Raw genomic sequence first — 24,034 nt, forward strand, 5'->3', positions numbered from 1 at the left:
TCCACCAGGGTCGCGGTGGCGGCGATGCCCGCCGCGAGCGCCTGGGCGGCCCGCTCGAACGAGGCGACGGCGATCGGGTCACCGGCCCGCGCCGCCTCGGCCACGGCGGCGGCCGAGATGTCGCCGTCGGGGCCCGGCCGCCAGCCGTTCGCCAGGGCACGACGCGCGATGTTGGGGCCGCTGGCGATGCGCTCCACACAGCCACGGGAGCCGCAGGCACAGGGTTCGCCGTCGAGTTCGACGCTGATGTGCCCGATGTGGCCGGCGTTCCCGGTGGGGCCGGGGTGCAGCCGTCCGTTGAGGACCAGGCCGCCGCCGACGCCGGTCGAGACGACCATGCACAGCGCGTTGTCGTGGCCACGGGCGGCGCCCTGCCAGTGTTCGGCCGCCGTGATCGCCACGCCGTCGCCGATCAGTTCGACGGGCAGGCCACCGGTCACGGCCCGGACGCGTTCCACGAGCGGAAAGCCCCGCCAGCCGGGTACGTTCACCGGACTCACCGTGCCCGCGGAGGCGTCCACCGGCCCCGCGCTGCCGATACCCACGGCCGTCGCGCCGATCCACAGCGGCGATCCGGTCAGCTCGGCGAGGACCTCCTCGACGGCCCGCATCACGGCCTCGCCGGACTCCAGCGCGGGCGTCGGGCGCTGGGCGCGCAGCAGGATCCGGCCGTGGCCGTCCACCAGCGCTCCGGCGATCTTTGTACCGCCGATGTCGAGCGCGGCCACGAGGTCGGTGTGCATCAGTGTCGGGTCTCCCTGTCAACCATGGGGAAAAGCGGGCAGGCCGGTCTGATGGTGGGGGACGCAGGCCGGAGACAACGGAGGACAGTCTCCCCGCACCTGACAACGTTGTCCAGGCTCTATGCTCGACGCTACATCCTCATACACAACCCGGGACGACGCATCACCCGTACGTAACAACACGGTCCGGAGGATCGCGGCGAATCACGACGCATCGCCGCGTCTCGCCGTGGACGGCCGTCATCCCGTGGACGACAGGACAGGACAGCGCATCGTGGCCGACACCGCCCGCCGCCCGGAGAACCGCTACGGCAACCGTCCGACCATGAAGGACGTGGCCGCGCGCGCCGGGGTCGGTCTCAAGACGGTCTCACGTGTCGTCAACGCCGAACCGGGGGTGACCCCGGAGACCGAGCGCCGGGTGCAGGAGGCGATCGACGCCCTGGGGTTCCGCCGCAACGACAGCGCGCGGGTGCTGCGCAAGGGCAGTACGGCGAGCATCGGCCTCGTCCTGGAGGACCTCGCCGACCCGTTCTACGGCCCGCTGAGCCGTGCGGTCGAGGAGACCGCGCGGGCACACGGCGCCCTGCTGATCAACGGGTCGAGCGCCGAGGACCCGGACCGCGAGCAGGAACTGGTGCTGGCACTGTGCGCCCGGCGGGTGGACGGGCTGGTGATCATTCCGGCCGGTGACGACCACCGCTATCTGGAGCCCGAACTCAGGGCGGGCGTCGCCACGGTGTTCGTGGACCGTCCGGCCGGCCGGATCGACGCCGATGTCGTCCTGTCGGACAGTTTCGGCGGCGCCCGCGACGGCGTGGCCCATCTGATCGCGCACGGCCACCGCCGGATCGGCTTCATCGGCGACATGCCCCGCATCCACACCTCCGCCGAGCGGCTTCGCGGCTACCGCGCCGCGATGGAGGACGCGGGCATACCGGTCGAGGACGCGTGGATGTCCCTCGGCGTCACCGACCCCGAGCGGGTGCGCCACGCCGCCGAGGAGATGCTCACCTCGCCGTCTCCCGTCACGGCGATCTTCGCCGGCAACAACCGGGTGACGGTGACCGTCGTCCGGGTCCTCGACGAGCAGCGCCGCCCCGTGGCCCTCGTGGGCTTCGACGACTTCGAGCTCGCCGACCTGCTCCGGCCGGGCGTCACCGTCGTCGCCCAGGACGCGGCCCAGCTCGGCCGCACGGCCGCCGAACGCCTCTTCCGCCAGTTGGACGGCACCCTGCTCACCCCGGAACGCATCGAACTCCCGACCCGTCTGATCACCCGGGGCTCGGGAGAACTGCCCCCGGCGGACTGATCCGGGGATGCCCACACTCGAATCCCTCGGCCTCGCCGAGGCCCCTCGCGACCATCCGCTCACCTATCCCGGCGCGTGGCCGCGCGAGTCCGGGATCCTGGACGGCGACCGTTACCTCCCGCTCCCCGCCGGCCCGCCGCCCGACTTCGCGGGCCTCTTTCCCGACCGTGTGCCCGTCCTCGCCGTCGGCTCCAACGCCTGCCCCGGTCAACTGCGGCACAAGATGGCCGAGTTCGGCATCCGCGAGCCGATCCCGATGACCCTGGTCCGGATCACCGGGATCGAGGTCGGTGTCTCGGCCCATGTGAGCCGCTTGGGTTACGTGTCCGCGTCGCCCTTCAACGCTCCCGGAACCGTACGGGAGTTGTTCGTCACCTGGGTCGACGCGGCCCAGCTCGCCGTCATCGACGCGAGCGAGGGAGTAACGGTGCCGACCGGACCGTACGACCGCGCCTGGCTCTCCTCTCCCGAGGTGGACGTCGAGCTGGAGTCCGGCGAGCGGCTCTTCGGCGTGTACGCGTATGTCAACCGGCGCGGGGTGCTGCACGACGGGTCGGGAAGTCCCCGCCGGCACCCGGGAGAACACCGGCTGCTCACCGAACTCCTGGGTGGATCACCGGGGTTGAGGGACCTGTTCGGCCTCACACCCGAGGAGTTCTGCGCCCGGGCCCGCTTCGACCGGGACCGTTGCGACCGGGGCACCCGGCTGTTCGCGGCGGAGGGGCTGGTCGTCGCGTCCGGTCTGGAGCCGTACGTGCTGGAGCCCCGTGCGCTTGAGACCCATGTGCCGGAGACCCACGTGCCGGAGACCCACGTGCCGGACACCCATGTACCGGGCCCCCACCTACCGGATCAGCAGACCGGGAGTCCGGGCACCGGGGCGTCGTTGTCGCCGCCCTTGAGGTAGACATCGCTGACATAGACACCGGAGTTGCCGCTGTCGTCGTCGGTCTTCGCCCACCAGACGTTCGTCCACTCGCCGTAGGACTCGCGCCTGCCCAGATTCTGCTGGCAGTAGAAGTAGTTGGTGCCCGCGTTGAGGACACCGGCCTCGGTGCCGGACGCGGTGTAGTTCCATGACGATCAGGGGGCGGCCGTCGACCTCGGCGATGTCGTGCACGGCGACGACTCCGGGGTGGCGTATTCGGGCCGCCGCGCGGGCCTCGCGCTGCATCCGCAGCCACAGGGCCGCCAGCTCGGGCGCCGCCGCGTCGGTGAACGTCCGCAGTTCCTTGACCGCGACCTCGCGGCCGAGCACCTCGTCGACCGCACGCCAGACGACGCCCATGCCGCCGCGACCCAGCCGGCCCACGCCCCGGTAGCGGCCGGCCAGCAGACGGCCGGTCCCGCCGGTCGGGTCGCCCGCCCGTTCACTCGGCCGCTCTTCTGGCTGTCCGCTGTCCGTGCTCCCCCGAAGACACCCCTGCTCCGCCCCGTTCCTGTTACTCACCCGTACGTCCCGTACGTCCCGTACAGACTACGGGGCCGGTGTGACAGGGGTACTACCTGGGCGTCGCCGCGAGACCGGCCCGTCCCGGCCGCGCGAAACCGTCCAGATCGGCCCGGGTCAGGCCGTCCGTCGCCCGGGTCACCTCGGCGGGGTCGAGGGCGCCGCAGTCCAGGCCGCGCAGCAGATAGCCGCTGAGGGCCTTGGCGGTGGCGGGCTCGTCCATGACATCGCCGCCCGCCCGGTTCACGTAGCGGGAGAGGCGGTCCGCGGCCTGTTCGTAGCCCTCGCGGTAGAAGGAGAAGACGGCCGCGTAGCGGGTCGGGATGTGCCGGGGGTGCATGTCCCAGCCCTGGTAGTAGGCGCGGGCCAGGGCGCGGCGGGTGAGGCCGTAGTGCAGGCGCCAGGCCGCGTGGACCTGTTCGGCCGGGCCGACGGGGAGGACGTTGGTGGAGCCGTCCGAGACGCGTACGCCGGTGCCGGCCGCCGCGACCTGCATGACCGCCTTGGCGTGGTCGGCGGCCGGGTGGTCGCTGGCCTGATACGCGGCGGAGACGCCGAGGCAGGCGCTGTAGTCGAAGGTGCCGTAGTGCAGACCGGTGGCGCGGCCCTCGGCGGCCTGGATCATCCGGGCGACCGTGGCCGTGCCGTCGGTGGCGAGGATGGACTGGCTGGTCTCGATCTGGATCTCGAAGCCGATCCGGCCGGGCGTGAGGCCGCGCGCCTTCTCGAACTCCTCCAGGAGCCGCACCATGGCGGTGACCTGTTCGGCGTACGTCACCTTGGGGAGGGTGAGGACCAGTCCGTCGGGCAGTCCGCCCGCCTCCATCAGCCCGCTCAGGAAGATGTCGAGGGTGCGGATGCCCCGGTCGCGCACCGCCGCCTCCATGCACTTCATCCGGATGCCCATGTACGGGGCTGCCGTGCCGTTCCCGTACGCCTCGGCGATCAGCCGGGCCGCGCGGGCCGCCGTCTCGTCCTCCTCGGCGTCCGGGCGCGGGCCGTAGCCGTCCTCGAAGTCGACGCGCAGGTCTTCGATCGGCTCGTGTTCGAGTTTGGCGCGGACCCGGTCGTGGACGGATTCGGCGAGGTCGTCCGGCAGGCCGAGCACGGCGGCGAAGGAGGCGGCGTCCGGGGCGTGTTCGTCGAGGGCGGCGAGGGCCTGGTCGCCCCAGGAGCGGATGGTGTCGGCGGCGAACGCGTCGCCGGGGACGTAAACGGTGTGGACGGGCTGGCGGGTTCCGGGGTCTCCGGGGTAGCGGCGCTCCAGCTCCGCGTCGACCGGGGCGAGGGAGGCGCTGATCTCCTCGCTGACGGCGCCCGCGAGGCTCGTCGTCACGTTTTCCTGCCGGCCCTGGACCATTCCGAACCCTCCATTTTCCGCACTACGGAATCGGCCATCCGCCCAGCGAAGCTAACTGTCGATCTTCACCCCGGTCAACACCGTCTCGAACCGTGATTCCCGATCTTCTTCCTCCGGTCACCGCTTTCCCGGGGTCGTCTTCCGTATTCAGTGGGCAAGGTTCATTCTGACTCCGAAGGGGAGGGGATCGCGTGCCGAGAGAGGTCGGAGTGACGCGTCGCCAGGGGCTCAAGTCCGTGGCGGTCGCCGCCATAGCGGGGCCGCTGCTGACCACGGCGGGATCGTCGAATCCGGCGGTCGCCGGCGAACATCCGGGCGCCCTGAACGTCATGACGTACAACGTGCGCTTCGGGACCACCGTCGACGACACACCGACGTGGTCCGTGCGCCGCCCGGTGATGCGGGAACTGCTGCGCCGCGAGCGCCCGCACGTCATCGGCACCCAGGAGGGGCTCTATCACCAGGTGCGCGGTATCGAGAAGGATCTCGGCGCGCACTACGACTGGATCGGCACCGGCCGAGGGGGCGGCAGCAAGGACGAGTTCATGGCGGTCTTCTACGACACCCGAAGACTCGAGCCCCTCGAGTTCGACCACTTCTGGCTGTCCGACACGCCGTACACGATCGCCTCCAACACCTGGAAGGCGGACTGGCTGCGCATGGTCACCTGGGTGAGGTTCGCCGATCTCGCCGACGGGCGGCGGGAGTTCTACGTCCTCAACACCCATCTGGACAACGTCAGCCAGTACGCCCGGGAGCGCTCGGCGAAGCTCATCGGCAAGACGATCGCAGGGTGGGACCCGGCGAAGCCGGTGATCGTCACCGGTGACTTCAACTCGCCCGCCCACGGGAACCGGGTGTACGACCTGATGCTGGCGAACGGACTCGTGGACACGTGGGACGTGGCGGCCTCGCGCAGTCCGGCGTACGGGACGTTCAACGCCTACCGGCCGCCCAAGCCCGGCGGCCGACGCATCGACTGGATCCTGACCTCGCCGGGGGTGACCACGAACTGGGCGGCGGTCAACACGTTCTCCGTGAACGGGCTGTACCCGAGCGACCATATGCCGGTGCAGGCATCACTGACCCTGGGATGAACGACCCTGGGACGAGCCGAGGCCCCCGCGACCGTACGAACGGTCGCGGGGGCCTCGGGTACATCAGTCACATGAGTCACATCGGTTACATCGGTCGCCTCGGGGAGCCTCAGCCCTTGCGGGCGTTGATCTCCTCGGTGAGCTGCGGGACGACGTCGAAGAGGTCGCCGACGACGCCGTAGTCGACGAGGTCGAAGATCGGGGCCTCGGCGTCCTTGTTGACGGCCACGATGGTCTTCGAGGTCTGCATACCGGCGCGGTGCTGGATGGCGCCGGAGATGCCGTTGGCGATGTAGAGCTGCGGCGAGACGGACTTGCCGGTCTGGCCGACCTGGTTGGTGTGCGGGTACCAGCCCGCGTCCACCGCGGCACGCGAGGCGCCGACGGCCGCGCCGAGGGAGTCGGCGAGGGACTCGATGATCGCGAAGTTCTCCGAGCCGTTGACGCCACGGCCGCCGGAGACGACGATCGCGGCCTCGGTCAGCTCCGGGCGGCCCGTCGACTCGCGCGGGGTGCGCGCGGTGACCTTGGTGCCGGTGGCCTGAGCCGAGAAGGTGACGGCGAGGGCCTCGACGACACCGGCGGCCGGGGCGGCCTCGACGGCGGCGGAGTTGGGCTTGACCGTGATGACCGGGGTGCCCTTGGCCACGCGGGTCTTGGTGGTGAAGGACGCGGCGAACGCGGACTGCGTGGCCACCGGGCCCTCGTCACCGGCCTCCAGGTCGACGGCGTCGGTGATGATGCCGGAGCCGATGCGCAGCGCGAGGCGGGCGGCGATCTCCTTGCCCTCGGCGGAGGACGGGACCAGCACGGCGGCCGGGGAAACGGCGTCGTAGGCGGCCTGGAGGGCGTCGACCTTCGGGACGACCAGGTAGTCGGCGTACTCGGCGGCCTCGTGGGTGAGTACCTTGACGGCGCCGTGCTCGGCGAGCGCGCCGGCGGTGGCGGCGGCACCGGCGCCCAGGGCGACGGCGACCGGCTCGCCGATGCGGCGGGCGAGGGTCAGCAGCTCCAGGGTGGGCTTGCGGACGGCGCCGTCCACGTGATCGACGTAGACGAGAACTTCAGCCATGGGACTTCTACTCTCCTGCTTGCGGAAGATGAGGGGCGGTCTGCGGGACGGGGCTCGTCACGAGCCTCGAACGGGGCCTAGATGAACTTCTGGCCCGCGAGGAACGCGGCGAGCTGCTTGCCGCCCTCGCCCTCGTCCTTGACGATCGTGCCGGCCGTGCGCGCCGGGCGCTGGGCCGCGGAGTCGACCACGGAGTACGCGCCCTCCAGACCGACCTCCTCGGCCTCCAGGCCGAGGTCGGACAGGTCCCAGGACTGAACCGGCTTCTTCTTGGCGGCCATGATGCCCTTGAAGGACGGGTAACGCGCCTCACCCGACTGGTCGGTGACCGACACGACCGCCGGGAGGGAGGCCTCGAGCTGCTCGGAGGCCGAGTCGCCGTCGCGGCGGCCCTTGACGACACCGTCCTCGACGGAGACCTCGGACAGCAGGGTGACCTGCGGGACGCCCAGACGCTCGGCGACCAGCGCGGGTACGACGCCCATGGTGCCGTCGGTGGAGGCCATGCCGGAGACGACCAGGTCGAAGCCGGCCTTCTCGATCGCCTTGGCCAGCACCAGGGAGGTGCCGATGGCGTCGGTGCCGTGCAGGTCGTCGTCCTCGACGTGGATCGCCTTGTCGGCGCCCATCGACAGGGCCTTTCGGAGCGCGTCCTTGGCGTCCTCGGGGCCGACGGTCAGGACCGTGATCTCCGCGTCGTCGGCCGCGTCGGCGATCTGCAGCGCCTGCTCGACCGCGTACTCGTCGAGCTCCGAGAGCAGACCGTCCACGTCGTCACGGTCGACGGTCAGGTCATCGGCGAAGTGCCGGTCGCCAGTGGCGTCGGGCACGTACTTCACAGTGACAACGATCCTCAAGCTCACGCCGGCTCTCCTACTGCATCGTCTGTTCCGGGCTGCCTTCCTGCAGGCAGCATAGGCGCCTCAAAGCGCCAGATCCCGATGGGGGCGACCCGCGCTCCGAACGAAATATTACTCGCCAGTACACTCACTTCGCACCTACTAAGCAAGCGCTTTGACATGTGACCTTTGCAACGCAGCGTAACCGGAGCCCGCCGGCTCCGCAGTATCGCCGAAATCACATTGTACGGATCAGTCGATCACTCTCGGTCAGTCCCGGAGCCCGTTGAAGCGGCCCTGGTGATAGAGCAGCGGCCGGCCGGAACCCGCGGGATCGCCCAGCACGACCTCGGCCAGCACGATCCGGTGGTCCCCGGCCGGCACGCGCGCGACGGTCCGGCACACCAGCCAGGCGAGGACACCGTCGAGGACGGGCACCCCCTCGGGACCCTCGCTCCAGGCGGTGGGCGCGCCGAACCGGTCCGCGCCGCTGCGGGCGAAGGTGGCGGCCAGCTCCTGCTGGTGCTCGCCGAGTATGTGCACCCCGACGTGCTCTGCCCCCGATATCGCCGGCCAACTGGACGCGCCCGTGCTGATGCCGAAGGAGACGAGCGGGGGGTCGGCGGAGACGGAGGCGAGGGAGGTCGCGGTGAAGCCGACGGGACCGGCACTCCCCCGGGCGGTGATCACCGCGACCCCTGCCGCGTGTCGCCGGAAGACGGAGCGCAGGAGGTCGGGAGAGGCGGGGGCGATGGTCCGAGGCGTACCGAGAGCGGGCGTGCCCGTCATGGCGTTGTCCTTCTGCGGGAGACGGAGAGCGGGGCGATGGCTGCTCAACGGCCCGGACAGCGCGCGCTCGCGGTGCGCACGAGGTCCACGTGGACACGCGCGTGGAGAAGGAGTTCCGGAGGCATAGGGTCAGGCTGACGACGGACGGCGGGCGCGGTCAAGTGGCTCCCGTCATCTGGGAGATGCGTCACCGAACGATCTGTCAGCGGTGACACCGGGTTCCCCGGGGGCCTCAAACGGCCTCCCCGAGCGCGGCGATGACCTCTTCCTTGCGCGGCTGCCCGGTCGCCCGCCGGACGATACGCCCGTCGGCGTCGAGGACCAGCACTGTGGGCGTCTTGAGGATGTCGAGCCTGCGTACGAGGTCCAGGTGCTCCTCGGCGTCGATCTCGACGTGGGTGACACCGGGGACGACGCCGGCCACCTCGCCGAGCACCCGGCGGGTCGCCCGGCAGGGGGCGCAGAAGGCGCTGGAGAACTGGACGAGCGTGGCCCGCTCGCCGAGGCTCGTGCCCAGGTCGGCGGCGCCGAGCCGCTTGCCGTCGTCCCGCACGCGCACGCGTACTCTCCCGCTCCGCCGCCGATGCAGCACTCCGAAGGCGCTCGCCGCCGCGAGCACGGCCACGCACATCACGATTCCGGTCACCCCGACTCCAGCGTTCATCAGACTGCAAAGATTCCCGGCAGCTCGAAACGTTTCTGCTGAGGAATGATCGGCTCATGGACATCGATGTGAGAGGGCCCAGATCCGGGGCCGCCGTGACGACCGTCGTGCTCGCGGTCGTGCTGGTCACCGGGAGCGCGTGGCTGCTGGCCTGGCAGACGCTGGCGTTCGCCCTGGGCGCGGCGGGCGGGGTCGGGCGCTCCCCGTACGGCTGGCTGTTCCGTACGTTCGTCCGTCCGCGGCTCGGCCCGCCGACGGAGTTCGAGGCGCCCGCGCCGCCGCGGTTCGCACAGGCGGTCGGATTCGTCTTCGCGGCCGTGGGACTCGCCGGGTTCACGCTGGGCGCGGAGTGGCTGGGGCTCGCGGCGACCGGGGCGGCGCTGGCGGCGGCGTTCCTCAACGCGGCGTTCGGGTACTGCCTGGGGTGCGAGATGTACCTCGTCGTGCGCCGGGTGACGGTACGCACGCAATAGGGGCGGCTCAACAGCCCGAGGTGGACGATGAGGTGACGTGACGTGACGAGTATCTCGCCCCTGACAGGCACGAGGGGTGGCCACTCGTCCGTTCTTGGGGCACGATCTGCGCAATGCTGTAAAACCTACGGCTGCGTAACTTCACGCCGGGAACCCTCTTCCCAGGCAGAGCAGAGAGAAGGGTCACCCCCGTCCATGGCTGAGCTCGTCTACCGTCCCGCCATCGGTCTCGCCCAGACCCTGTTCAAGGTCTGGGACCTGAAGATCGACCTCAGAGGGTCGGAGAACATCCCGCGCTCGGGTGGTGCGGTGCTGGTGAGCAACCACATCGGCTACCTGGACTTCATCTTCGACGGTCTCGCCGCTCTCCCGCAGAAACGTCTGGTCCGCTTCATGGCCAAGGAGTCGGTGTTCCGGCACAAGGTCTCCGGCCCGCTGATGCGCAACATGAAGCACATCCCGGTGGACCGCAAGAACGGCGAGGCGGCGTACGCGCACGCGCTGGCCGCACTGCGCGCGGGCGAGATCGTGGGTGTCTTCCCCGAGGCCACGATCTCGCAGTCGTTCACGCTGAAGAGCTTCAAGTCCGGCGCCGCGCGGATGGCCCAGGAGGCGGGCGTCCCGCTGATCCCGATCGCCGTATGGGGCACGCAGCGCCTGTGGACCAAGGGTCACCCGCGCAACTTCAAGCGCAGCCACACCCCGATCACGATCCGGGTCGGCGAGGCGATCGAGGCGTCGCGCGACAAGTACGCGGGGGCGCTTACGCGGCAGGTGCGGGATCGTGTGAATGAGCTTCTGGAGGCCGCCCAGCGCGCATACCCGGTTCGGCCCAAGGGGCCGGACGACACGTGGTGGATGCCGGCGCATCTCGGGGGGACGGCCCCGACCCCGGAGCAGGTGCGGGAGATCGAGACGCGCTGAGTTTCCCCCAGGGGCGGGTAGTTCGTTCTCCGCGGGCCGGTGGGGGGCTGGTCGCGCAGTTCCCCGCGCCCCTAAAAACGGTCGGTCACCTCACCGTGATCCGGGCCCCGGGGCAGAACTTCTCCAGGAGTTCGGCGAGTTCCGCGCCGGCCGCCTCCGACTCCGCGGCCGGCATCGGCGCCAGGCATTCCAGAAGGAAGATCGCGGACGTGGACTCCTCGGTGAGCCTCGTGCGCGGGCCCTGGCGCCAGTTCCAGCGGCGGCAGGTCACGCCCGCGTCGTCGCACCAGACGACCTCACCCGCGTCGGGGTGCTCGACGGTCTCCTCGCCGCCGGCCACGGTCACGAAGTCCTCGGTTCCGGTGGCGCGTACGAGCCGCATGCCGCCCTGGACGCGGTCGAGGTCCTCGCCGCCGACCGGGACCAGATGGGCCACGCTGATGGCGTTGTAGAGGTCGACCAGGACGTTGATCCGGGGCAGGCCGGCCTCCGTCAGGGCCCGCTTGGCGAGCGCCTCGGCCGAGTTGCGGGTGCGGGACGGCTTGGAGCCGAACGCCGTGTAGGTGTCGCGCCAGGCGATCATGTGCGGGTCCTCGTGCGGGGCCCGGCCGCCCAGGCGCACGGCGAGCCGACGGGCCGCGTCGTCCAGGAGTGCCGAACTGGCCTCCGTACTGGGCCCGTTGACGAGTCCGTGTGCCTCGATCGCGACGTGGGTGAAACCGGGCGCGAGCGCGCGCACCTCGTCGGACACGGTCAGGGTGAGTGTCATCGCCTGCCTCAGAGTGCGGTGGGGAGCGTCTTCCAGAGATACGACCTGTCCGGTGCCGCCTTCAGAGCGTCCAGCACGGCCGGATGCGGTTCAGCGTACAGTACTGGATAGTCCACCTCATTGGACTTCGCGTCGGGGATCCACGCCAGCCGCTCACCATCGAGGGAGAACCGCGCGTCCACGCCCGCCTTGTTGCCCCGCGGGTCCTGGCGGTGCCAGGCGCCGTTGAACCGGACGGCGACCAGACCGTGCACGGCGTGACCGGGACCGTCGCCGCCGTCGTGCGCGAGCCGCTGGTAGCACAGCGCCGTCGGGATGTCCTCGGCGCGCAGCAGGGCGGCCAGGGCGTGCGACTTGGCGTAGCAGATGCCGGTGCGCTGCTCCAGGACGGTGGAGGCCCGCCAGGTGACCCGCGGATCGCCGCTGTCGGCGGAGTGCGGGATGGTGTCGCGCACGAATTCGTACGCCGCCTGCGCATAGGCATACGAGTCCGCCGCGCCCTTGGCGAGTCGCGCGGCGGTTTCCCGGACCAGCGGGTGGTGGTGGTCGATGGCCTCGTCGGCGGCCAGATATGCGGACAGGTCAGAGGTGTTCTGGATCAGCTCCATGACCCCAGAGCATAGGAAAGCGATCACCCGATAGTCAATGACTTTCCAGGTGACCGCATACCTATGCAAAGAGAAGGGTGCTCTCGGAGTCCCCGCTAGCGCGCCATCTCCTCCTTCAGCGCCGCCACGAAGGCGTCCACGTCGTCCTCGGTCGTGTCGAACGCGCACATCCAGCGGACGTCACCGGCGGCCTCGTCCCAGAAGTAGAAGCGGAAGCGCTTCTGGAGGCGCTCGCTCACGTCGTGCGGGAGGCGGGCGAAGACCGCGTTCGCCTGGACCGGGTGGAGGATCTCCACTCCGTGCACGGCGCGCACACCCTCCGCGAGCCGCTGCGCCATGGCGTTGGAGTGGCGGGCGTTGCGCAGCCACAGGTCCTTGGCGAGCAGCGCCTCCAACTGCACGGAGACGAAGCGCATCTTGGAGGCGAGCTGCATGGACAGCTTGCGCAGGTGCTTCATGTGGCTGACGGCGTCCTGGTTGACGACGACGACCGCCTCACCGAACAGCGCGCCGTTCTTCGTCCCGCCGAGGGAGAGGATGTCGACGCCGGCCGCGTTGGTGAACGTCCGCATCGGGACGTCGAGCGAGGCCGCCGCGTTGGCTATGCGGGAGCCGTCCAGGTGGACCTTCATGCCGAGGGAGTGGGCGTGGTCGCAGATCGCGCGGATCTCGTCCGGGGTGTAGAGGGTGCCCAGCTCGGTGCTCTGGGTGATCGAGACGACCTGCGGCATGGCGCGGTGCTCATCGTCCCAGCCGTACGCCTGCCGGTCGATGAGGTCGGGGGTCAGCTTGCCGTCCGGGGTGGGCACCGTGAGCAGCTTGAGGCCGCCCATGCGCTCGGGGGCCCCGCCCTCGTCGACGTTGATGTGCGCGCTCTCGGCACAGATCACGGCGCCCCAGCGGTCGGTGACCGCCTGGAGCGCGACGACGTTGGCCCCGGTGCCGTTGAAGACGGGGAACGCCTCCGCCGTGGCCCCGAAGTGGCTGCGAATGATCCGCTGGAGGTTCTCGGTGTAGTCGTCCTCGCCGTACGCGACCTGGTGCCCGCCGTTGGCCAGGGCCAGTGCGGCGAGCACCTCGGGGTGGGCCCCCGCGTAGTTGTCGCTGGCGAAGCCTCGGGCCTCCGGGTCGTGATGACGGCGTGCGTCGGTCTTCGGAGGGTTCACGGCTTCTCGGTCAGCCACAGACGTTTCCCGTTCACTTCGGCGGCGGGCCGCTCCCAGACGCCGGCGATGGACTCGGCCAGCTCCTTGACATCGGTGAAGCCCGCGAACTTCGCGTTGGGCCGCTCCGCGCGCATCGCGTCGTGCACCAACGCCTTCACGACCAGGATCGCAGCCGCCGAGGTCGGCCCGTCGGCGCCCTCCGCGGCTCCGGCCTTGTGGAAGTAGTCGGCCATGGCGAGCGTCCACGCCTCGGCGGCGGCCTTGGCGGCGGCGTAGGCGGCGTTGCCCGCGGTGGGCTTGCTCGCGCCGGCGGCGCTGGTCAGGACGTACCTGCCGCGCTCGCTGCGCTGGAGGGCCTCGTGGAAGGCGAGGGAGGTGTGCTGCACGGTACGGATGAGCAGGAGCTCCAGGAAGTCCCAGTCGTCGAGACTGGTCCTGGTGAAGGTCTCGCTGCCGCGCCAGCCGCCGACGAGGTGGACCAGGCCGTCGACGCGCCCGAAGTCCTTCTCGATGCGGGTGGCCCAGTCGTGGGTCGACTGGAGATCGAGCAGGTCGACGGTGTCGCCGACGACGGTGGCACCGCCGTACGCGTAGCTCGCGGCGTCCACGGCCTCCGCGAGCCGCTCCGGGTCGTTGTCCGAGCCGACGACGGTCGCGCCCGCCTCGGCGAGCCTGAGCAGCGTCGCCCGGCCGGCCGGTCCGCCGGCGCCCGCGACCGCGATCACCGCACCGCTGAGAGCCCCGTTCCTCATCCTCATCGCCTCCTGAGCAGTGTTTTCGCTGACACGGTCGCTCACGCGGCGATCCGCTCGGCGCTCTCCGCGGTGATGCCCCGGGTGGAGGCGATCACGTTCTTCAGCTTCTTGGAGAGGGCCTCATAGAACATGCTCAGCGGAAACTCGTCCGGAAGCACCTCGTCCACGAGCTTGCGCGGCGGCTGGCTCAGGTCGAGGGCGTCGGGACCCTTGGCCCAGCGGGAGCCCGGGTGCGGGGCGAGATAGGCGGAGACCAGCTCGTACGCCTTGAACCAGTGGACGAGCTTGGGCCGGTCGATGCCCTCGCGGTAGAGGGTCTCGATCTCGGCACAGAGCTGGTTGGTGACCTGCGGGGCGCGCTGCCAGTCGATGTGCAGCTTGTTGTCGGTCCAGCGGATCACGTCGTGCTTGTGCAGGTAGGCGAAGAGGAGCTGGCCGCCGAGGCCGTCGTAGTTGCGGACGCGCTCGCCGGTGACCGGGAAGCGGAACATCCGGTCGAAGAGGACCGCGAACTGCACGTCACGGGCCTGCGGAGTGCCTTCCGCCTCCAGCTTCACGGCCTCCTTGAAGGCGGTGAGGTCGCAGCGCAGCTCCTCCAGGCCGTACATCCAGAACGGCTGGCGCTGCTTGATCATGAAGGGGTCGAAGGGCAGGTCGCCGTGGCTGTGGGTGCGGTCGTGGACCATGTCCCACAGGACGAACGCCTCTTCGCAGCGCTTCTGGTCGTGGATCATCGCGGCGACGTCCGCCGGCAGTTCGAGGCCGAGGATGTCGACGGCGGCGTCGGTGACGCGACGGAAGCGGGCGGCCTCGCGGTCGCAGAAGATCCCGCCCCAGGTGAATCGATCCGGCGCCTCGCGTACGGCGATGGTCTCCGGGAAGAGGACGGCCGAGTTGGTGTCGTACCCGGTGGTGAAGTCCTCGAAGGTTATGCCGCAGAACAGCGGGTTGTCGTAGCGGGTGCGCTCCAGCTCGGCCAGCCAGTCGGGCCAGACCATGCGCAGGACGACCGCTTCGAGGTTGCGGTCGGGGTTGCCGTTCTGCGTGTACATCGGGAAGACGACCAGGTGCTGGAGGCCGTCCGCGCGATTCGCGGCGGGCTGGAAGGCCAGCAGCGAGTCGAGGAAGTCCGGCACCCGGAAACCACTGTCGGACCAGCGGCGCAGGTCCTTGGCGAGAGCCTGGTGGTAGGCGGTGTCGTGCGGCAGCAGCGGGGACAGCTCCGCGACGGCGTCCACGATCCGGCGTACGGCGAGATCGACGTCGGCGGAGTCCGGGGCGTCCTCCCGGTCGAAGTCGATCGACCCGTCCTTGGCCTGCCATGGCCGGATCTGCTCCACGGCATCCTTGAGCACGGGCCACGCCGGGTGCTCCACCACCCTGCCGAGCGCAGCAAAGCGCTCGTCCGGAACCGTCTGCAAAAGAATTTCCGTCATGTCCCATCCTCCACGGGAGAACCTCGCGTAAAGACACCGTATGCGTACGGGGTTCCCGACCACAAGGCTGATCATGGGAGATTATCCTGCACACCCCCATGGTCACCGTATTTTTTCCTGCCGGAAACCTCGGGGGCGGTGACTTCCCTACCCGACGATGGCCGGTTCACGCCCCCGCCCCCGTCCACCGTTTCCGGCCATCCGTTTCCGGCGCGTCCGTACGGGTCCGATGCCGGACCGGGCCGCTAGGCTGCGGCACCCGAGCGCCGTCGACGGAAGCGAGTTGGCCTTGAACTTCCTGACCATCGGGCACCGCGGAATCATGGGCGTGGAGCCGGAGAACACCCTGCGTTCGTTCGTCGCCGCCGAGCAGGCGGGCCTGGACATGATCGAACTCGATCTGCGGCTGAGCGGTGACGGCGCCCTCGTCGTCATGCACGACGCGGACCTGGACCGCACGACGGACGGCACCGGGCCCGTCGCCGACAGAACGCTAGCCGAGCTGCGCGAGCTGGACGCGGGCCTCGGCGAGCGCGTCCCGCTCTTCGAGGAGGTCCTGGACGCCGTCGGCCTACCGCTCCAGGCCGAGATCAAGGACGTCGCGGCGGCCCGTGCGCTGGCCGAGGTGATGCTGCGCCGGGAGCTGACCGCACGCGTCGAGGTGTCCTCGTTCCACGAGGACGCGATCACCGAGATCACCCGCCTGGTGCCCGGGGCGCGTACGGCGCTGATCGCCGGCCGCTACGGCACCGACGTCGTGGGCCGCGCCGTCCGCGCCGGCGCCGCCACGGTGTGCCTCGACATCCGCCGCCTCACCCTGGAGATCGTCGAACGGGCGAGGAAGGCCGATCTGCGGATCATCGCCTGGGTGGTCAACACCCAGGACCACCTGCGCCTGGTACGCGCCCTGCAACTGGACGGCGCGACCACCGACTACCCGCAGATCAAACTCACGGGCCGCTTCACCGCGTAAGGCTCACGCACTCACGCGCTCACGCCGATCTCCTTGACCAGCAGCTCGAACTCCAGATCGGCACGCTGCGGCACACCGAACCGCTCGTCGCCGTACGGGAAGGGGCTCATCTCTCCCGTACGGCGGTAGCCGCGACGCTCGTACCAGGCGATCAGGTCGTTCCGTACGGAGATCACGGTCATGTGCATCGCCGACGCGCCCCAGGTCTCGCGCGCCACGCGCTCCGCCTCGGCGATGATCACCTTGCCGAGACCGGCACCCTGGAGGGCCGGGCTGACCGCGAACATCCCGAAGTAGGCATGGTCGCCCCGGTGTTCGAGCTGGCAGCAGGCGACCACCCGGCCGTCCTGCTCGACGGTCAGCAGCCTGCTGTCGGCCGACTTGACGACGTCGAGTACGCCCGCCGCGTCGGTCCGCTGCCCTTCGAGGATGTCCGCCTCGGTGGTCCAGCCTGCCCGGCTGGCGTCTCCCCGGTAGGCCGACTCGATCAGCGCGACGAGGACATCGACATCGGCCTCGGTGGCGTCACGGAAGGTCGGTCCGGTCGGTCCGGTGGCTGCGGTGTCCATGGCGACGGTTCTCCGAGTGCTGGGGTGCTCCCGCGGCGGCGCGGGCACGGACGATCGTAACGCCCGTCCTGGACGGGACGACCGGGGTCTGTCCGGCGGATCGGGCCGCAGGGAATCGACGGCACGTTCGCCGACGCCAGTGAGCGGGGCTCGGTGCGGCCGGCCGCACCGCGGCGGAGGGCGTCGGCGGGATGAACCGCCGGACAGGCCTTAGGCTCCGGACACATGGTGCATGTACTGAGCAGCCGAATCCTCCTCCGGCCCCTCGACCCGGAGCGTTCCCGGGTCTTCTACGGCGAGCATCTGGGCCTCGCCGTGCACCGCGAGTTCGGTACGGGGCCCGAGCGGGGCACGGTCTACTTCCTCGGCGGCGGATTCCTGGAACTCTCGGGGCGGGGCGAGGAGCCCCCGTCGCCGTCGGTACGGCTGTGGCTCCAGGTGGCGGACGTGACGGCCGCGCACGACGAACTGGCGTCCCGGGGCGTCGAGATCGTCCGGCCGCCGGTGAAGGAGCCGTGGGGTCTCGTCGAGATGTGGATCGCGGACCCGGACGGCACGCGGATCGTGGTGGTGGAGGTACCGGCGGATCATCCGCTGCGGTACCGGCCTGGCATCTGACGCCCAGGGAGCAGGAAGCGGGACGTGGCCGTCCGGGGCCGCCGGCCGTCGAGGCTGCCGGCCGATTCCTCGGCGCATCGGCGGAGTGTCTGCGCAACTCGCTTGACCGGGATCGGAGTTCGGCGGTCCGGCCTGTTCTCCGCGCGGGCCGGGCGAGCGCCTGTGCCACGTACCTGTGGGGACGCGTCCGGCATTCCCGGTCACCCGTGCCCCGGCATACGCTCCCCCGCGTACATCCTTGCGCTCCCATGCGCACCGCCCCGTGCGGGCATCTCTTCAGCGGGGGTCTGTCGGGGGCGAGGGGAGGTTCGTGTGCACGGTCCGGCTTCGCCCGGGTGGCTGCTGGTCGCGCTGTGCGCGGTGACCGGGGCGTACTGCCTGCTGCGGATGCGCAGCACCGTCGAGGAGCAGCGCCGGGCCGCCGGCGGCGAGGCGCTGATGGGCTTCGGCATGGCCGCGATGGCCGTGCCCGCCACCGTACTCACCCCACCGCGCTGGGCCTGGCTGGTGTACACGGCCGTGTTCGGTGCGGCGGCGCTGCGCACCCTGTGGTCGGCACGGGCCGGGTCGCATCATCTGCACCATCTGATGGGCGCGTCCGCCATGGCCTACATGGCCGCCACGATGGCCGCCGCCCCCGCCCACCACCACGACGGGTCCGGCGGCGCCGGGATACCCCTGCTGACGGCGACGCTGCTCGTCTACTTCACCGGGTACGTGCTGCTGTCCGGCGTCCGTCTGGTGTCCGTGCCCGTCCTGGCCGTCGGCGGCGGGAGCCGGACAGCCTCGCCCGGCTGGGGGGACCGTCCCGAACTGGCGCGCGCCTGCCGCCTGTCCATGGGCATCGCGACGGTCGCCATGCTGATCACACTCTGACCGTCCGGCCCTACGACTGTACGAAACCGTGGTCTGCGTCACTTTGCCGCGACGGACCGTAGGTATGAGCACCGCCCCGCTCATAGGCTGCACCCATGATGGTCCCCGCGGCACTGCTGCTGCTCGGCGCGCTGACCGCCGTCGTCGCCCCGCGGCTGCTCGCCCGCGCCGACTGGCCGGACCGCGAACCGGTGGTCGCCCTGTGGGTGTGGCAGTGCGTGGTGGCCGCCGTACTGATGTGCTGCGCGCTGTCGATGACGCTGAGCGCGGCGGCCGCCTGGCAGGCCGTGCGCGGCCATGTGTTCGCCCCGGCGCCGCACGAGGTCGTGGAGGCCTATGTCCTCGGCGCCTCCCGTCCCTGGGCCGCGACGACGGCCGTGGCGCTCGCCTGTGGCGGGCTGTGGACCGCGGCGATGCTCGTCCGTGAGGTCGTACGGGCGCGCAGGCGGCGCGGGTCGCGGCGGGCCGAACTCCTCGTCCGCGCACCGCTGTTGCCCGGCGAGGAGCCGGGCCCGGACCGGCTGGTGGTCCTGGAGGGTGAGCGCGCGGAGGCCTGGTGGCTGCCGGGCACCGAGTCCGGGCTCGTCGTCACCACGGCCGCGCTGCGCCGCCTCAAGGGGCGGCAGCTGGACGCCGTACTCGCCCACGAGCAGGGCCACGCGCGGGCCCGTCACGACTGGCTGCTGCACTGCTCGGGCGCGCTGGCCAGCGGGTTTCCGCAGGTGCCGGTCTTCGCCTCGTTCCAGGACGAGATGCACCGGCTGGTGGAACTCTCCGCCGACGACATGGCCTCCCGCCGCTTCGGCCGGCTGACGACCGCCCTCGCCCTGGTCGAACTCAACGAGGACCGGGGCGTGTTCGGCCCGTCCCCGACGCAGCAGGCCCATGTCCCGCTGCGCGTACGCCGGTTGCTGACCGCGCCGGACAGGCTGACGGCGGGCCGGCGGCTCCGGCTGACGGCGGCCGCGGCCCTCGTACCGGTGATCCCGGTACTGGTGGCGTTCGTGCCGGCGCTGCGCGCGCTCGGCTAGGGACGGGCCCTGGGCAGCGGGCCGCCGTACGGTTCGGTTGGCCGCCCGCCCTGGTGGTCGGCGAGGATCGCGTCATGCGTACCCCCCACCTCGTCCCTCGGCTCCGGCCCCCGGTCCCCCACCCGGCCGTCCGTGTCACCGTCGTCCTGGCCCTCGCCTCCGTGCTGCTGACCGCCCTGGTCGCGCTGGACTGGCACCCGCTGATCACCCTCGACGGCGACATCGCGCGCGCCGCGCATCGCCGGGCGGTCGGCGAACCCGGTCTCACGCACGTCTTCCGCGTCCTGACGGACTGGGTGTGGGACCCGCTGACGATGCGGCTGCTGCTCGCGGCCGTGGCGGTGTGGCTGGTGTGGCGGCACTCGGCGTGGTGGCTCGCGGTGTGGCTGGTGGTCGCGTGTGCGCTCGGTACGGTGCTCCAGCAGGCGCTGAAGGCGGCGGTCGGCCGGGCCCGTCCTGTCTGGCCCGACCCCGTCGACTCCGCGCACTACGCGGCCTTCCCTTCCGGGCACGCGATGACCGCCACGGTGGTGTGCGGCCTTCTGCTGTGGCTGCTGCGCCGGTACGGCGCCGGTGCCGTGGTGTGGCGTACGGCGGTCGCCGTGGCGGTGGTGTCGGTGGTGGGCGTCGGCCTGACACGGATCTGGCTCGGCGTCCACTGGCCGTCGGACGTGCTCGGCGGGTGGCTCCTCGGGGCGCTCGTGGTGGCGCTGACGGTGCTGTCGTACGAGCGGTTCGCGCCGTGCGAGCCGACGCCCGAACGGCGCTGACCTCACCGTTCCCCCGCCGGCCTCGCCGTCCGCGGCGGGACGTTCGCTGCCGGGTCGCCCGGGGACGGCGGCACCGGCGGAGGCTGCGTCGGTAGGGTCTGGTGCATGACTGCCGTGCTGTTCGACTTCTCTGGGACCCTCTTCCGTGTCGAGTCCACCGGATCCTGGCTGCGCGCCGTGCTCGCCGAGCGCGGTCTCGCCCTGCCCGAGCCGGAGTTGACGGTGACGGCACAGGCGCTGGAGGCCGCCGGGGCGCTGCCCGGCGGGGCGTCTCCGGAGCGGTTGCCGGAGGAACTGTCCGCCCTGTGGGGGATCCGCGACGAGAGCCCGGAGGCGCACCGCGCCGCCTACACCGGGCTCGCCCGGCAGGTACCGCTGCCCGAACCGGCGCTGTACGACGCGCTGTACGAGCGGCACATGACGCCGGCCGCGTGGTCACCGTACGCCGATGCCGCCGAGGTGCTGGGCGGGCTGAAGGAGCGCGGCATCCCTGTCGGGGTGGTGAGCAACATCGGCTGGGACCTGCGTCCCGTGTTCCGGGAGCACGGGCTGGACGCGCACGTCGACGCCTATGTCCTGTCGTACGAGCACGGCGTCCAGAAGCCGGACCCGCGCCTGTTCGAGGTGGCCTGCGACGCGCTCGGCGTCGTCCCGCAGGACGTGCTGATGGTCGGCGACGACCGGCGCGCGGACGGGGGCGCGGCGGCGCTGGGCTGCGCGGTGCACTTCGTGGACCATCTGCCGGTGTCGCGACGGCCCGACGGACTGCGGCCGGTGCTGGGCCTGATCGGCTGAGACCGTGCACCGGGACGGCCGGGGACGGGCCCGTCGGTCTGAGGTGATCCCCCGCGTCACCCCAGACAGACGGCCGCCCGGAACCACCCGCGCGGAGCGGCTCCGGCTGCGTCGGCCCTTGCCAACTGACAAAAAGTCAACGCAGAGGTAACAGCATGTCCCGGCGCGGCGCCCTGGTCAATGAGGAGTCATGGTGGCGTTTTCCCGCATGGTTCCTCGACTGATTTCTCGACTGATTCCTCGACATGGATGTCCCGCTGCACACCGGGGTGTCCAGCGGGACGTGTGCCAGGGTCGCGGGCGACGTCAGTCGAAGTAGTCCGGCTGCGTCTGGACGTTCAGCTCGCGCACGTGGACCTTCTTGGCCGGATCCGTGCGCGGGTCGTCGAGCTTCAGGACGTCGAAGCCCTTGGCGATGTCGTTCGAGTAGATGTAGCCGTTGTAGTAGTACGCCGACCACGGGCCGGCGGTCGTGACGCGGTCGGTGGTCACCGGGCCGCGCTCGAAGTAGCCGATCTCCTTGGGCTTCGCGGAGTCGGTGAAGTCCCAGACGGAGACACCGCCCTGGTACCAGGCCTGGACCATGATGTCCTTGCCCTTGACCGGGATCAGCGAACCGTTGTGGGCCACGCAGACCTCGGTGTCCGCCTGGTAGCGGGGGATCTTGAAGTAGCTCCGGAAGACGAGCTTGCGCTTGTCGCCCTTGCCGACGATGTCGTAGATGCCGTCGGCCCCGCGGTTCGGGCCGGTCTGCGCGTTGCAGGTGGCCGCGCCGCCGCCGCCCAGCTCGTCGGTGAAGACGACCTTGTCGGCCCGCTGGTTGAAGGTCGCCGAGTGCCAGAACGCGAAGTTCACATTGTCCTGGACCTGGTCGATGACCTTCGGGTGCTCCGGGTCCTTGATGGAGAACAGGATGCCGTCGCCCATGCAGGCGCCCGCCGCGAGGTCCTCGGAGGGCAGCACGGTGATGTCGTGGCAGCCGGTGGTCTTGGAGACGCCCGGGTTGGTCGGCGAGCCGGGGTTGCCGCCGCCGTCGGGGCCCTCACCGGGGAACAGCACCGGGAAGCCGACAACTGCGGCCTTCTCGGGGGCCTTTCGCGGCACCTTGATGACCGAGATGCCGTCGTGCGGAGGCTGGCAGTCGGGGAAAATGGGGCTCGGGGAGTACGAGGAGACGTAGATGTAGACGTTCTTGCGCTTGGGCACCAGCGTGTGGGTGTGCGAGCCGCAGGCGGTCTCCACGGCGGCGACGTACTTCGGGTTCGCCTTGTCCGTGATGTCGAAGATCTTCATGCCCTCCCACGACGACTTCTCGGTCGCGGGCTGCGAGACGCTGTTGCAACTGCTGTCGTTGCGCGAGGAGTCGGTGGACAGGAAGAGCAGGTTCCCGGAGACGGAGATGTCGTTCTGGCTGCCGGGACAGAGCACCTGGGCGACGGTCTTCGGGGCTTTCGGGTCGCTGATGTCGAAGATGCGGAAGCCGTCGTAGTTGCCGGAGAAGGCGTACTTCCCCTGGAAGGCGAGGTCCGAGTTGGTGCCGGGCAGCGCGTCCTTGGGGACGTTGGTGAGGTGCGTGATGTTGTCGGAGTGGACGATCTCGTCGACACCGGGTATCTCGCCCTCGGCCAGGGCTTTTCTGACCTGGTTCTGCACGCTGCTGGAGATCTTCTCCGGCACGGTCGGGCCGTCCCCCGGGTCGGGGGTCGCGGCCGCGGGGCCGGCGGTCAGCAGCGCGGCCAGGAGTCCGGCCGCCGCGGCGGCGACTCCCAGGCGTCTGTTACGCGTTCGGGGATCACTAAGCAGGGTCACTGCGTCCTCCCTGGTCGCCGTTCGGGTCAGAACGGTTCACGGTCCTCCGACGTATCATTCGTCTTCATCATGCACACATCAATAGTGCCTGTGCACTCGTAATAAATGTTTCCGATCAACCCGCGATTGGAAGCGGGCCGGGACGGACACAGCACTCATGAGGTGCGCCCGTACTCACGAGGTGTCCGCCAACTCACCTGCCACTGGAGGTCGTTGTGCCTGTCCGCCGCGCGTCCCGCACCCTTCGCCCGGTCCTGGCCGTGCTCGCGCTCACCCTCACGCTCGGCGCCTGCGACTCGGACCCGTCCCCCGGCGCGGACAGCGAGCCGGGGAACCCGACGGGGGCTTCGGTGATCGCGCCCGGACTGCCCGGAGAGGCGGCCCGGACGCTCTCCCCGGGGGAGGTGAAGGCCCAACTGCCGGACGACTCGCCCAACTCGGCCGACATCTCGTACGCCCGCAGGATGATCGAGCACCACGCGCAGGCCATCGAGATCACCGAACTCGTGCCGAAACGCGCCGAGTCGAGACCGGTGAAGCTGCTGGCCGAGCGTATCGCCGCCGCACAGCGCCCCGAAATCGCCGCGATGCAGGGCTGGTTGAAGGACAACGGCGGCGACGAGAAGCCGGCCGAGCACTCCCACGAGGCGATGCCCGGCATGGCGACCGAGGAACAGCTCGCCAGGCTGCGCGCGGCGAAGGGCAAGGCGTTCGACGAACTGTTCCTGACGCTGATGATCACGCATCACATGGGGGCCGTCACCATGGCCACCGAGGTCAAGGGGCAGGGCAACAACGTCCGGATCGAGGAGATGGCCGACGACGTGATCGCGCAGCAGACGAGCGAGATCAACAGGATGCGCGGAATGTAGCCGGGCCGGTACCCACCCGAGGCGGGTGGTGAATCCGTCAAGCAGCCCGTTCAGCGCCGGACATGACGGGGTGTCAGGAATCCGGCGTCACGGGCCTGGGAGATCAGCCTGAGGGACCTGCGCCGGCTGTGCCCGGTCGCGCACATCACGGCGAGGACGGGGTCGGCGCCCTCCTCCTGGGCCGCCCGGTACTCCTCCGCCACCAGCCACCGCCCCTCGACACCACGCGGCCAGGCGGGCCGGGCACGACGAGGACGCGGGCAC

The 24,034-nt window shown here is 70.6% G+C and carries 26 protein-coding genes and 1 pseudogene; 12 read left to right on the forward strand and 15 right to left on the reverse strand.

All coding sequences use genetic code 11. The annotated features are described in order from the left end of the window. The coding region (locus tag AOK08_RS06050) for an ROK family protein (RefSeq protein ID WP_055524363.1) at positions 1-743 on the reverse strand (743 nt) is incomplete at its 3' end. 247 nt (positions 744-990) lie between these two features. On the opposite strand from AOK08_RS06050, the gene AOK08_RS06055 reads away from it, so the two are divergent. Together AOK08_RS06055 and AOK08_RS06060 are read left to right on the forward strand one after the other, a co-directional pair. Then, a complete protein-coding gene (locus tag AOK08_RS06055) occupies positions 991-2,055 on the forward strand; it encodes a LacI family DNA-binding transcriptional regulator (RefSeq protein ID WP_055524398.1) in 1,065 nt (354 codons plus the stop codon). A 7-nt stretch (positions 2,056-2,062) separates the two neighbouring features. Beyond that, positions 2,063-2,962 (forward strand): hypothetical protein, encoded by a 900-nt coding sequence (locus tag AOK08_RS06060; protein WP_063794020.1) that lies wholly within the window; start codon positions 2,063-2,065, stop codon positions 2,960-2,962. 162 nt (positions 2,963-3,124) lie between these two features. Here the strand turns inward: AOK08_RS06060 and AOK08_RS42790 are convergent. Both AOK08_RS42790 and AOK08_RS06065 read right to left on the reverse strand, forming a co-directional pair. Further along, positions 3,125-3,343 (reverse strand): annotated as a pseudogene (locus AOK08_RS42790) (serine/threonine protein kinase); the annotation flags it as partial. 214 nt (positions 3,344-3,557) lie between these two features. After that, on the reverse strand, positions 3,558-4,865 hold the full coding sequence (locus AOK08_RS06065) for a DUF6986 family protein (RefSeq protein ID WP_055524365.1): 1,308 nt from the start codon (positions 4,863-4,865) through the stop codon (positions 3,558-3,560). 191 nt (positions 4,866-5,056) lie between these two features. Here AOK08_RS06065 and AOK08_RS06070 point away from each other — a divergent pair, with 191 nt between their 5' ends. Continuing rightward, a complete protein-coding gene (locus tag AOK08_RS06070; protein WP_055524366.1) occupies positions 5,057-5,962 on the forward strand; it encodes an endonuclease/exonuclease/phosphatase family protein in 906 nt (301 codons plus the stop codon). A 109-nt stretch (positions 5,963-6,071) separates the two neighbouring features. Here AOK08_RS06070 and AOK08_RS06075 read toward each other — a convergent pair whose 3' ends face one another. From AOK08_RS06075 to AOK08_RS06090, 4 genes are all read right to left on the reverse strand, one after another. Next, complete coding sequence (locus AOK08_RS06075; RefSeq protein WP_055524367.1) at positions 6,072-7,034, reverse strand: electron transfer flavoprotein subunit alpha/FixB family protein; 963 nt, start codon at positions 7,032-7,034, stop codon at positions 6,072-6,074. Positions 7,035-7,111: 77 nt separating this feature from the next. Beyond that, on the reverse strand, positions 7,112-7,897 hold the full coding sequence (locus tag AOK08_RS06080; protein WP_055524369.1) for an electron transfer flavoprotein subunit beta/FixA family protein: 786 nt from the start codon (positions 7,895-7,897) through the stop codon (positions 7,112-7,114). Positions 7,898-8,143: 246 nt separating this feature from the next. After that, positions 8,144-8,662, reverse strand: a complete 519-nt coding sequence (locus AOK08_RS06085; protein WP_055524371.1) for a flavin reductase family protein — start codon at positions 8,660-8,662, stop codon at positions 8,144-8,146. A gap of 232 nt (positions 8,663-8,894) precedes the next feature. Further along, the gene (locus tag AOK08_RS06090; RefSeq protein ID WP_055524373.1) at positions 8,895-9,308 is read right to left on the reverse strand and encodes a thioredoxin family protein; all 414 of its coding nucleotides are present in this window, start codon (positions 9,306-9,308) and stop codon (positions 8,895-8,897) included. Between the two features lie 74 nt (positions 9,309-9,382). Between AOK08_RS06090 and AOK08_RS06095 the strand changes: the two genes are divergently transcribed. Both AOK08_RS06095 and AOK08_RS06100 read left to right on the forward strand, forming a co-directional pair. Next, positions 9,383-9,799: a DUF4395 domain-containing protein gene (locus AOK08_RS06095; RefSeq protein WP_055524375.1), complete on the forward strand. Its 417-nt coding sequence runs from the start codon at positions 9,383-9,385 to the stop codon at positions 9,797-9,799. A 195-nt stretch (positions 9,800-9,994) separates the two neighbouring features. After that, positions 9,995-10,723 carry a lysophospholipid acyltransferase family protein gene (locus AOK08_RS06100; RefSeq protein WP_055524377.1) on the forward strand — a complete coding sequence of 243 codons (729 nt, stop codon included), beginning with the start codon at positions 9,995-9,997 and terminating at the stop codon, positions 10,721-10,723. Between the two features lie 85 nt (positions 10,724-10,808). Here the strand turns inward: AOK08_RS06100 and AOK08_RS06105 are convergent, their stop codons facing one another. From AOK08_RS06105 to AOK08_RS06125, 5 genes are all read right to left on the reverse strand, one after another. Continuing rightward, entirely contained in the window at positions 10,809-11,492 is a 684-nt protein-coding gene (locus AOK08_RS06105; RefSeq protein WP_055524379.1) for a B3/B4 domain-containing protein, read from the reverse strand. An 8-nt stretch (positions 11,493-11,500) separates the two neighbouring features. Further along, on the reverse strand, positions 11,501-12,100 hold the full coding sequence (locus tag AOK08_RS06110; RefSeq protein ID WP_055524381.1) for a transglutaminase-like domain-containing protein: 600 nt from the start codon (positions 12,098-12,100) through the stop codon (positions 11,501-11,503). Between the two features lie 95 nt (positions 12,101-12,195). After that, positions 12,196-13,266: a threonine aldolase family protein gene (locus tag AOK08_RS06115; RefSeq protein ID WP_055524383.1), complete on the reverse strand. Its 1,071-nt coding sequence runs from the start codon at positions 13,264-13,266 to the stop codon at positions 12,196-12,198. Then, positions 13,263-14,018, reverse strand: a complete 756-nt coding sequence (locus AOK08_RS06120; protein WP_055524384.1) for an SDR family oxidoreductase — start codon at positions 14,016-14,018, stop codon at positions 13,263-13,265. The genes AOK08_RS06115 and AOK08_RS06120 overlap by 4 nt, the downstream gene beginning before the upstream one ends. A 41-nt stretch (positions 14,019-14,059) precedes the next feature. Further along, positions 14,060-15,457 carry a DUF6421 family protein gene (locus AOK08_RS06125; protein WP_055524385.1) on the reverse strand — a complete coding sequence of 466 codons (1,398 nt, stop codon included), beginning with the start codon at positions 15,455-15,457 and terminating at the stop codon, positions 14,060-14,062. 289 nt (positions 15,458-15,746) lie between these two features. On the opposite strand from AOK08_RS06125, the gene AOK08_RS06130 reads away from it, so the two are divergent. Continuing rightward, entirely contained in the window at positions 15,747-16,430 is a 684-nt protein-coding gene (locus tag AOK08_RS06130; protein WP_055524399.1) for a glycerophosphodiester phosphodiesterase, read from the forward strand. Between the two features lie 11 nt (positions 16,431-16,441). Here the strand turns inward: AOK08_RS06130 and AOK08_RS06135 are convergent, their stop codons facing one another. Further along, a complete protein-coding gene (locus AOK08_RS06135; protein ID WP_055524386.1) occupies positions 16,442-16,999 on the reverse strand; it encodes a GNAT family N-acetyltransferase in 558 nt (185 codons plus the stop codon). 225 nt (positions 17,000-17,224) lie between these two features. On the opposite strand from AOK08_RS06135, the gene AOK08_RS06140 reads away from it, so the two are divergent. The 5 genes from AOK08_RS06140 (at position 17,225) to AOK08_RS06160 (ending at position 21,089) form a co-directional block, all read left to right on the forward strand. After that, positions 17,225-17,617, forward strand: a complete 393-nt coding sequence (locus AOK08_RS06140; RefSeq protein WP_055524387.1) for a VOC family protein — start codon at positions 17,225-17,227, stop codon at positions 17,615-17,617. A 312-nt stretch (positions 17,618-17,929) separates the two neighbouring features. Next, the gene (locus tag AOK08_RS06145; protein ID WP_055524388.1) at positions 17,930-18,493 is read left to right on the forward strand and encodes a DUF5134 domain-containing protein; all 564 of its coding nucleotides are present in this window, start codon (positions 17,930-17,932) and stop codon (positions 18,491-18,493) included. A 95-nt stretch (positions 18,494-18,588) separates the two neighbouring features. Next, positions 18,589-19,524: a M56 family metallopeptidase gene (locus AOK08_RS06150; RefSeq protein ID WP_055524390.1), complete on the forward strand. Its 936-nt coding sequence runs from the start codon at positions 18,589-18,591 to the stop codon at positions 19,522-19,524. Between the two features lie 74 nt (positions 19,525-19,598). After that, positions 19,599-20,294 (forward strand): phosphatase PAP2 family protein, encoded by a 696-nt coding sequence (locus AOK08_RS06155; RefSeq protein WP_055524392.1) that lies wholly within the window; start codon positions 19,599-19,601, stop codon positions 20,292-20,294. Positions 20,295-20,399: 105 nt separating this feature from the next. Beyond that, a complete protein-coding gene (locus AOK08_RS06160) occupies positions 20,400-21,089 on the forward strand; it encodes an HAD family hydrolase (RefSeq protein WP_055524393.1) in 690 nt (229 codons plus the stop codon). Between the two features lie 306 nt (positions 21,090-21,395). Here AOK08_RS06160 and AOK08_RS06165 read toward each other — a convergent pair whose 3' ends face one another. Then, on the reverse strand, positions 21,396-22,898 hold the full coding sequence (locus AOK08_RS06165) for an LVIVD repeat-containing protein (protein ID WP_055524395.1): 1,503 nt from the start codon (positions 22,896-22,898) through the stop codon (positions 21,396-21,398). 215 nt (positions 22,899-23,113) lie between these two features. Between AOK08_RS06165 and AOK08_RS06170 the strand changes: the two genes are divergently transcribed. After that, the gene (locus AOK08_RS06170) at positions 23,114-23,770 is read left to right on the forward strand and encodes a DUF305 domain-containing protein (protein WP_055524396.1); all 657 of its coding nucleotides are present in this window, start codon (positions 23,114-23,116) and stop codon (positions 23,768-23,770) included. Positions 23,771-23,820: 50 nt separating this feature from the next. Here the strand turns inward: AOK08_RS06170 and AOK08_RS06175 are convergent. Then, the coding region (locus tag AOK08_RS06175) for a DUF6214 family protein (protein ID WP_241826848.1) at positions 23,821-24,034 on the reverse strand (214 nt) is incomplete at its 5' end.

The organism is Streptomyces graminilatus, assembly GCF_001418565.1.
In the GTDB taxonomy this organism is placed as follows: domain Bacteria; phylum Actinomycetota; class Actinomycetes; order Streptomycetales; family Streptomycetaceae; genus Streptomyces; species Streptomyces graminilatus.

Coding starts and splice junctions, on each gene's coding strand:
- AOK08_RS06060 (WP_063794020.1), top strand. CDS start 2,063: ATGCCCACACTCGAATCCCTCGGCCTCGCCGAGGCCCCTCGCGACCAT.
- AOK08_RS06065 (WP_055524365.1), bottom strand. CDS start 4,865: ATGGTCCAGGGCCGGCAGGAAAACGTGACGACGAGCCTCGCGGGCGCC.
- AOK08_RS06075 (WP_055524367.1), bottom strand. CDS start 7,034: ATGGCTGAAGTTCTCGTCTACGTCGATCACGTGGACGGCGCCGTCCGC.
- AOK08_RS06085 (WP_055524371.1), bottom strand. CDS start 8,662: ATGACGGGCACGCCCGCTCTCGGTACGCCTCGGACCATCGCCCCCGCC.
- AOK08_RS06095 (WP_055524375.1), top strand. CDS start 9,383: ATGGACATCGATGTGAGAGGGCCCAGATCCGGGGCCGCCGTGACGACC.
- AOK08_RS06100 (WP_055524377.1), top strand. CDS start 9,995: ATGGCTGAGCTCGTCTACCGTCCCGCCATCGGTCTCGCCCAGACCCTG.
- AOK08_RS06105 (WP_055524379.1), bottom strand. CDS start 11,492: ATGACACTCACCCTGACCGTGTCCGACGAGGTGCGCGCGCTCGCGCCC.
- AOK08_RS06110 (WP_055524381.1), bottom strand. CDS start 12,100: ATGGAGCTGATCCAGAACACCTCTGACCTGTCCGCATATCTGGCCGCC.
- AOK08_RS06120 (WP_055524384.1), bottom strand. CDS start 14,018: ATGAGGAACGGGGCTCTCAGCGGTGCGGTGATCGCGGTCGCGGGCGCC.
- AOK08_RS06125 (WP_055524385.1), bottom strand. CDS start 15,457: ATGACGGAAATTCTTTTGCAGACGGTTCCGGACGAGCGCTTTGCTGCG.
- AOK08_RS06135 (WP_055524386.1), bottom strand. CDS start 16,999: ATGGACACCGCAGCCACCGGACCGACCGGACCGACCTTCCGTGACGCC.
- AOK08_RS06140 (WP_055524387.1), top strand. CDS start 17,225: ATGGTGCATGTACTGAGCAGCCGAATCCTCCTCCGGCCCCTCGACCCG.
- AOK08_RS06150 (WP_055524390.1), top strand. CDS start 18,589: ATGATGGTCCCCGCGGCACTGCTGCTGCTCGGCGCGCTGACCGCCGTC.
- AOK08_RS06155 (WP_055524392.1), top strand. CDS start 19,599: ATGCGTACCCCCCACCTCGTCCCTCGGCTCCGGCCCCCGGTCCCCCAC.
- AOK08_RS06160 (WP_055524393.1), top strand. CDS start 20,400: ATGACTGCCGTGCTGTTCGACTTCTCTGGGACCCTCTTCCGTGTCGAG.